Raw genomic sequence first — 8,324 nt, forward strand, 5'->3', positions numbered from 1 at the left:
CTGCGTGCCCGGAGCAACACTTACTAACCGAACGATGACTGGGCAACCGTCGTCGGCAGTCACTCTTGCCAACGACCAAAACCAAAACGAGCTCGAGGCTACGTGGTTTAGGCGGCGAGAATCTGGATTCGCCACGCAAAGCTGATCGCTACGCCGCGGTTGCGCGCAGATCGGTCAAGGCCTGCATGTAGCGCATGCCATCTTTGTCGAGGATGTACATGCCGTCTCCTTTACAGCGACGGGCAATGCCGCTTCGGGATGCGGCGAAAGACACTGCTCATGGTGCTGTCCCTTGATTTACTGCGAGTCACCTTCATAAGAGGACCAGTGTTCGCTTTATACATAGGCGTCTTGCTTGTCAAATCGACCGTTGCGAGGCCGATCCCATTTGCAGCCGGCTTATTCGGGTCAAAGCTTCTGAGGTCTGCCGAAGCTGGCGCGTAGCGGAATGGCTTCCCGAGACTTGAGCTCCACTGAGGGCGATCTCAGCCGCAGGTAATCGCTCAAATATTTGGTGGCCGAGCCATGCGAACGGGAGCACTGCGGTGAGGTAACCAAGCAGTTCTGCAGGCAGTAAACGCAGCGTTCGCGGCAAATCGCTTTGCGCTGCTGCGAGCGCCATCGGAGTATTGGTCGGGCCTACCGCCAAAAGAAGGGCCTACACTGCCGAAAGATGAGATACAACACTCATCCGCTTTTCACGATGGCGGAGCGCGAGTGTAGACTACACGCGATAGATAATGGTTGTCGCTCAGGAGACGAACATTAGGTTCGATCAGTTTCCTCCGCAAAGGGGATGCTCGACTGGCTGCCTCTACGAGAACATGCGATGCCTCCACCATGACGACCGTAGCGCCGTCACGCCAGGCCACGATAGCCTGGTTGGCGCCCTTGCGGCCAGGCTTGCTACGCGGATTCCATTATCCTTTGTCTGAAGCGCTCTGTTCCTGCATGGATATGGTCCAGCAGACTGATTACCGCCCAGTGGCGCTCTGCTATGTCGTAATCGGTAACGCGTGAGTGAGCGCTGGAGAAGGTTCCCAGGCGGGTATGATAAACCTTTGCAAAGCCCGGATAGCCCATCGATTCAGCCGTCGCGGCAAGTGCCAGGAATATTTCCAAATCGTGCCGTAAATCGCTTTCCTCAGCCGCATGGCAATAAAGCCACGCATACAGATCGGGATGGATATTGGTGAAAACGCCGGCAAATCCCTTGGAACCTTTTCGCATCGCGGCCGCTGCTATTGCTGCGTTAGCATTTACGATGGCGAAACCTGATTCATCCGACAGTTTTACCCGGCGCTCTACCGTCTCGAGGTCACACGAGACGTCTTTAAGTGTGACGAAACGACCGGTATCCCGGCATAGCTTGAACTCATCATCGGTAAGCAGCCTGCGATAGGGCGCAGGGCACTCGTATAGACCCAGAGGAAGATTCTTTGGCAGCCAACCGAGGACGGCATCGAGACCTCTCCTGAAGGCCTCCGTCCCGTTGTTGTCAGTGTCCAGTCGATTGGTGACAAGCACCAGGGCATCGATGCCGGTATCCGCCATCGCGATCAACTCAGCGCGCTGATCATCGGGATGTTCGCTGATGTGCCCAGAAGCGATAACCGGGAGGCGCCCGCCCGCCAGCGAGACCACCCTCTTCGACAGCGCTGTCCGCTCCACCAGCGACAATTTTTGCATTTCGCTTGACTGACACACGGCGAAAAGGGCGTCAGCTCCGCTTTCAATGTACCATTCGACCAGCCGCTCTAGTCCGTTCCAATCAATTTCGTCATCGGCGGTAAACGGCGTCAGCATCACCGGGACGATCCCGTGTGCAATTTTGTGCATATGAGTCTTTCTCCTAGATTCGAAACATGATTTCATTTTAGAATAGCATTCCATTTATGAGTTTCACAAGGGAGAAAAAGCGTGAATGTAAAGAGGTGGGAGGACAATGCGATCGTGTGGGGCGGCCCCGACTATGGCTCCGAGACTTTAAAATATTCTCCGGCGGTGACGTCAGCGGCAGTTGCCGGACGCATCATCACCTGCGTGGAGGTCGTCGACTGGAGCGGTACAGGAACGCGGGACCTTCTCCTCTCCGCTTGGGACGCTTGTTACGATGGACGCGCCTTTCTCCGGCGACAGATCGGGACGAATTCCGATGGCACGCCAATCTTGGGCCAGGAAGAGCTTATCGAGGGCGTGCGCGGATACGTGACTGCCGTAAAAGATGGTGACATTTTCCATCTCGTGTCTGCTTCGCGGATGCGCAAGCAGATTTACGTTTTCCCGAATATTGGCAAGAAGGGAGCGCCTGAGTTCGGCGAGCCGGTACGACTTGATCTCGATGCCGATTGGGTCAAGGGTAACGAATACTTGCACATGGCCCGCTTCCACGACATTGACGGGGATGGTGTTCCTGAACTGGTTGTCGGTAGCGATTCCTGGGACGATTACTGGCCTAACGGCCTCGAATGGAATGACGAGGGATATCGGGGTTACGACGATGCCGGGCGTTGGCTCGGCGGGCCCCTGCGTGGCTTTCTGTACGCCTTCAAAAACAGGGGCGCTTTGGCAAGTCCGGTGTTGGAGCGTGGCAGTGCGCTCATCGCCGGCGAAACTCCGCTAGAAGTCTATGGCCAGCTTGCGCCGGCCTTTGGCCGGTTTGGCGGATCGCGCCAAAGCCTGATCGCCGGTGAGTTTTGGAACATTCTGCATATCGCTCGCCAGCGTGAGGACGGACAATTCGAGCCGACCAGCCTCCTTCGCACTCCTGAGGATACAGTCCTCGAGCTCGATCAATGTATCCATCTGCCTTGCGTGGTGGACTGGGATGGCGATGGCCGCGAAGACATTCTTGTCGGCGCCGAAGATGGCTACATCACCTATCTCAAGAATTGTGGCCATGGAGACGACGGCCTTCCGCGGTTTGAGAAACGTGGCCGGATCGAAACAACCAAGCCACTGATTCACGCCGGCGTGCTGCCGAGCCCCGCAGCGTATGATTTTAGCGGCGACGGCCATTTCGATCTGGTTGTTGGCAACAGCACCGGCGAACTTCTGTTCTATCAGAGCCGGGAAGAGAACGGGACCATCTACCTTGATAAGGAGGTGATGCTAACAGCTGATGGAAAGCCCATCCGGCTCTCGGCGGGACTAACGGGCTCTATTCAGGGACCATCGGAAAAGATGTTCGGTTACTCCTGCCCGACAATTGCGGATTGGACCGGTTCCGGCCAAATGGATATTCTCGTTAGCGATGTGACCGGCCATCATCGGTTGTTCCGCAATACCGGTGAAAAGGTCTTGCCGCCACGCTTCGCCGACGAAGAGTTCCTCACTTATAAGAGCAAGCCACTGAAGACCGTCTGGCGGGTGCGGCCGGCAGTTGTCGATTGGCTTCAGCAAGGTCAACTTCACTATTTGGCTTTGGATGAGGAAGGCGTCCTAAGCGACTGGACAAAGGCCTCGGACACCGAACTCGTGGAAAAGCGCTACCTCCGATGGGAGAACGGCGATCCGATGCGGTTCACCGTCGACGTTGGCGGCGGTCGCGGCCGCGTGAAGCTCTGCTTTTGCGATTGGGAGGACAGCGGACGCATCGACCTCATCTTTGGCACCCACGCCCGTGCCTGCGTCCCACCGGATCCGACTGCGGGCGCACCCCGCAACACCACGAAGCAGGCGGGGCTGTTCTATTCGCGCAATGTCGGAACACCGGCAGAACCACGGTTTGCCTTGCCGACACCCTTCCGCTTCCGTGACGAAACAATCGCGATGGCGATGCATGTGGCGTCCCCTGAAGCGGTCGACTGGGCCGGCCGTGGAGCTCTGGATCTGATCGTCGGCGTCGAGGATGGCAGCATTGTTTGGCTGAAGCGCGAGGAACTCTCATGGTAGAAGGCATCCAGATCAGAGGCACCACGCGCTTGATGGGAATCATCGGAGATCCGATCGCGCAGGCAAAGACGCCCGGCACGATCAATACGATCTTCGCCTCACGTGGTCTCGATATCGTCTGCGTTCCTCTCCAGGTCCCGGTAGAAGAGCTTGAGGCCGTCTGGGCAGGCTTGAAGGGCATGCCTAACCTTGTTGGGTTCGGCGTCACCGTGCCGCACAAACAGAGCGCCCTCGAATTATGCGACAGCATCGATCCTCTGGCAAAGCGCGTCGGAGCCATCAATGTTGTGCGGCGCGAGCGCGACGGCAGCTTTCGTGGCTATCAGTTCGACGGAAAGGGCTTTGTAGCCGGTCTTCGCGCCGAAGGCATCGTGATCGAACACCGCGATGCGCTGGTTCTGGGGGCGGGCGGAGCCGCGATGGCCATTGCATTCGCGCTGGTGGAAGCTGGAGCGGAAACGATCACGATTTCCAATCGAACCCTCCAAAAGGCTCAGGCATTGGCAGAGACGGTAAATGCTGATTTTGGGAAGCTTGTTGCCAAGGCAGGTAAGCCAGAGCCTACGACAGGACAACTCGTCATCAACGCAACCTCACTCGGACTTAACGACGACGATGCATTGCCGCTTGATCCTGGCCTGTTGCGACCGGGCATGACGATGGCAGAAGTGATAGCGCAGCCCGAAACAACTCGGCTCTTGTCGGAAGCGGCAGGCCGGGGCGTCGAGATTCACTCCGGCATTCACATGATCAAAGGACAGGTTGGATTGATCGCGAGGCACATCTGCGAAATCTGGGGTTAGCGGTACATTAGACAACCGTCGTGCATCGGCAGGTGCGCGGCGGATGTTCATCTTCCGCAGACTCTTATACGGGTCAAGATTAACATCCATGAGCCAATTGGCTGCGACTTGGCCCTCGAAGGGAGCTCCGGAGACGTCCTTCACCACGTGCAATTTGCTAAGTGTTGAACCGCGCTTCCCGCCCACAGTAGACGAGGGAACCTGCCAAAAAGTCGGGCAGGAGAGGAAGCCAGCTGAAAGTGTCCAGCAAGTAATCGCGACACGTTTTTACCAGGACCACACAGGATGCACTCACTCAGGAATAAATTTCTCATGCGGGCTCTTCGCTGAATAGCCGTTGGCAACGAGCCAAGGCTATGTCCATAACCTCAGCCGGGTCGCGCGCCCACCAGTCTGTAGAGAAGATCTCCACCTCAACCGGTCCACGGAAGCCGGCACGTCGCATCATCCGTTCGATTGCCGGTAGATCAATGACACCATCTCCCATCATGCCACGATCGGCCAGCAGGTGCCGCGTTGGAATCAACCAGTCATTGACATGGAAGCCAAGAAGTCGTCCAGCACGTCCCGCGCGCATGACCTCGACCTCAAGTCGCTCGTCCCACCAGAGATGGTAGACATCAACGACGACGCCGATGCCGTGACCCAATACATCGCAAAGATCGTTGGCGTGGGTCAAGCTCGTGATTAGGGCGCGATCACCTGCGAGCATTGGATGCAAAGGCTCCAGGGCGAGTTTCACCCCGACTTGCCTGGCCATATTGAGAAGACTGCCAATATGGACCTCCGCTCGCTGTCGTGCCGCAGCCAGATCACGTTCGCCTTCGAGAAATCCGCCGGTGAAGAGGAAAACATGGTCGGCCCCGAAACGCGCGGCTCGTTCCAGCTCCGCTTCGGCTCGAGACAGGCATTCCGGCACGAATGGACCGATACGATTATATCCGGAGACTTTCAGGCCATAGTCGCGCAATGCAGCAAGCGCATCAGCGTCTCCCACCTTGGTGATTTCGTCCCCCCAGATGGATACCGTCTCTATCCTACGTTCTGCACTCAGGCGCAGAAACTCAAGCATATCCGCTCGCTCACGGAAGGTCGCGTGATTAAATACAATCGGAGTCATTGTTAACCCTCAAGTACTGGGGTTATGGGGCAGCTGAGATCCCAATGCGATGCTGTCAGCGCAGCTCGCATTCATTTGGCGGCCATTCCCGATCCAACTGCGACCGTAAGCGGGGTCATCATCCTTTGCCGCGTTCGAAGCGGCCAGATATGAGCGAGGTCGGACGCGGCTCGCTTAAGAGCATCCGCCAGCTCAGGCCAGCGATCCGGAGTGATGCGGATAAGTGGCCCTGCAATGGAGATCGTACCCGCAACCGGTGTATCTGGATCGGAGCTTGCATGGAAGGGGACAGCCAGAGCCGCTGCTCCTGCTTCGGCTTCCTCCACCGAAGTGGCAAAACCCCGCTTTCGGGTTTCCTCGAGGCGCACTCTCAGCTCATCGACTGTGCGAGCAGAATTAGGACCTAGCTTGCGGGTTGTCCCAAACCCGCGGGAGTAGACAATTTCCAAGGCCTCTTCCTCGGGCAAGGTAGCAAGCCAGGCCTTTCCATTGGCAGTGGCATGAAGAACGATTTCGTGCCCCATATCTGGGTCATACCGCAGCCCAGTGACTGCGCCCTGGGCCCGCGCCACCCAAACCAAATCACGCCCTTCCAGGATTGCAAGACGACAATATTCCCGGGTTTCCGCAGCCAGGCGATTCAAGACCGACTGGACAACGTCTGGCACATTTCGCGCATCGAGATTTCGAAATGCCAAAGTGCTCATTCTTAGCGACAACGCGTATTTTTGCGTTGCCGAATCCTGGACCACCCAACCGTGGTTTAGAAGCGTGGTGACAAGCCTGTGGACGGCGCTTGCTGGCATGTCCAGTCGGTCGGCTAGCTCCGACAGTTCAAGGGACTCTCGTTCTCCGGCAAGGAGCTCCAAAAGCGTGAGGCATCTTGATACAGCCGCGATGGTCAAGTGAAACCAACTCCCCTTTTTGAAGCAGTTTATAAGGTTGAATTCCAAAATGGAATACGGTTCCACCATATTTGTGGATGAGTAGGTGATTAGCCCCAAGGGCCCGGGCGGCCGACATGCACCGCCAGCAATCCGTCACCGTCATCACATGGGACAGCATCATTGCAACGGCGTCGACCGTGACCCTGTCGGCGCTCTCGGCCAACGCCAGAGCCTGCTTCCACGATGAGGAAAGCGATTCCGTCATCGTCGAGGACACCAATGGCAGCGTCTACGTCTAAAGGCCCGAATGGCTGGAAACAGTGGCTCGCTGACGAAAATCCCGCCGATGCCGCCTTCATCACGATCGAGGAACGGTCGGACGGGGCCGAGCCGGAACCCTGGCACGATCACCGGCGTCAGCACCGAGAACACCCTCAGTGCCCTCGTCGACGGCATGCCTGTCTGCCCCGGCCATGCGCCAGAAGGCTTAGCCTGAATATCTCAAGGTAAGGGGTGCATCGGCCCCAAGAATCTGAGAAACTGCTTTTGTGACAAAGAGTTACCAGATTCATGAACGGGGTCCGATGCACACACACTGTATCTCCGACCAGCTCGAATTTGAAGGCTTCGACGGTCACAAAGTGGTCGCCGGTTTCGACGGCGGAGCGATCACCTCAGATGCCGGCGCCTTGCTTGTGCGCCACGTTGACAAAATCGTCGGGCTGTTCCGCCGGGTGGCTGCCTGCTTCATCGACCGACGCGATCCGGACTGCACGGTGCACAGCGTACAGACGCTGGTGGGACAGCGCATCGCGGCGATCGCGCTGGGATATGAGGACGTCGACGACCACGACACGCTCCGCCACGACCCCGTTCTGGCCCTTGTGTCGGAAAGCCTGACGCCGAAGCGGGAGGATTGCGCGGTGCTTGCCGGCAAGTCGACGCTCAACCGACTGGAGCTCAGCCGGGTCGGGGAGCCGACGCGCTACCACAAGATCGGCCACGAGACGCAGGCGATCGAAGCTCTGTTCGTCGACCTGTTCCTGGAAGCCCACGACACGTCGCCGGGCGAGATCGTGCTCGATCTCGACGCCACCGATGACCCGCTGCACGGTCACCAGGAAGGCCGGTTCTTCCACGGCTACTACAACTGCTACTGCTACCTGCCGCTCTACCATCTTCTGCGGCCGGCACCTGCTTTCGGCAAAGCTCAGGCGTTCCAACATCGACGCCAGCAAGGGAGCGGTCGAGGAGGTCGAGCGGATCGTGCGGCAGATCCGCAGGCAGTGGCGCAGAGTGCGCATTGTCCTGCGCGCCGATTCCGGCTTTGCCCGGGAAGAGCTGATGGCCTGGTGCGAGGCCAACGGCGTCGACCATGTCTTTGGCCTTGCCCGCAACGAGCGGCTGGAGAAGAAGATCGCTCCAGCCTTGCAGGAAGTTCGCCTGGCATCCAGGAAAAGCGACCAGGCCGCGCGCGTGGTCCGCGACTTCATGTGGTCGACGAAAGACAGCTGGTCACGCCGACGGCGGATCGTCGCCAAGGCCGAGTGGACGACGCAGGGCGCCAATCCGCGCTTCGTCGTGACCTCGCTCAAGCCAAAGCGTTGGGCGGCACGGGGG

General features: G+C 58.1%; 6 protein-coding genes and 1 pseudogene. 4 read left to right on the forward strand and 3 right to left on the reverse strand.

Features of this window, described 5'->3' with window-relative positions:
• Positions 1–906 precede the first annotated feature (906 nt).
• Positions 907–1,839, reverse strand: a complete 933-nt coding sequence (locus EOA33_RS15865; protein ID WP_127406026.1) for a dihydrodipicolinate synthase family protein — start codon at positions 1,837–1,839, stop codon at positions 907–909.
• A gap of 81 nt (positions 1,840–1,920) precedes the next feature.
• Between EOA33_RS15865 and EOA33_RS15870 the strand changes: the two genes are divergently transcribed.
• Both EOA33_RS15870 and EOA33_RS15875 read left to right on the forward strand, forming a co-directional pair.
• Positions 1,921–3,894 (forward strand): VCBS repeat-containing protein, encoded by a 1,974-nt coding sequence (locus EOA33_RS15870; protein WP_127406027.1) that lies wholly within the window; start codon positions 1,921–1,923, stop codon positions 3,892–3,894.
• A complete protein-coding gene (locus EOA33_RS15875) occupies positions 3,888–4,697 on the forward strand; it encodes a shikimate dehydrogenase (protein ID WP_127406028.1) in 810 nt (269 codons plus the stop codon). The genes EOA33_RS15870 and EOA33_RS15875 overlap by 7 nt, the downstream gene beginning before the upstream one ends.
• 310 nt (positions 4,698–5,007) lie before the next feature.
• Here EOA33_RS15875 and EOA33_RS15880 read toward each other — a convergent pair whose 3' ends face one another.
• Positions 5,008–5,769: a sugar phosphate isomerase/epimerase family protein gene (locus tag EOA33_RS15880; protein ID WP_190234282.1), complete on the reverse strand. Its 762-nt coding sequence runs from the start codon at positions 5,767–5,769 to the stop codon at positions 5,008–5,010.
• Positions 5,770–5,888: 119 nt separating this feature from the next.
• The gene (locus tag EOA33_RS15885; protein ID WP_245482344.1) at positions 5,889–6,770 is read right to left on the reverse strand and encodes an IclR family transcriptional regulator; all 882 of its coding nucleotides are present in this window, start codon (positions 6,768–6,770) and stop codon (positions 5,889–5,891) included.
• A gap of 68 nt (positions 6,771–6,838) precedes the next feature.
• Between EOA33_RS15885 and EOA33_RS39060 the strand changes: the two genes are divergently transcribed.
• Positions 6,839–7,003 (forward strand): hypothetical protein, encoded by a 165-nt coding sequence (locus EOA33_RS39060; RefSeq protein ID WP_190234283.1) that lies wholly within the window; start codon positions 6,839–6,841, stop codon positions 7,001–7,003.
• 285 nt (positions 7,004–7,288) lie between these two features.
• Positions 7,289–8,324: pseudogene (locus EOA33_RS15890) on the forward strand (IS1380 family transposase); the annotation flags it as partial.

The organism is Mesorhizobium sp. M4A.F.Ca.ET.050.02.1.1 (assembly GCF_003997725.1).
Lineage (GTDB): Bacteria > Pseudomonadota > Alphaproteobacteria > Rhizobiales > Rhizobiaceae > Mesorhizobium.

Excerpts from the sequence above, each read along its gene's own strand:
- EOA33_RS15865 (WP_127406026.1), bottom strand. The coding sequence starts at position 1,839 with ATGCACAAAATTGCACACGGGATCGTCCCGGTGATGCTGACGCCGTTT.
- EOA33_RS15875 (WP_127406028.1), top strand. The coding sequence starts at position 3,888 with ATGGTAGAAGGCATCCAGATCAGAGGCACCACGCGCTTGATGGGAATC.
- EOA33_RS15880 (WP_190234282.1), bottom strand. The coding sequence starts at position 5,769 with ATGCTTGAGTTTCTGCGCCTGAGTGCAGAACGTAGGATAGAGACGGTA.
- EOA33_RS39060 (WP_190234283.1), top strand. The coding sequence starts at position 6,839 with ATGCACCGCCAGCAATCCGTCACCGTCATCACATGGGACAGCATCATT.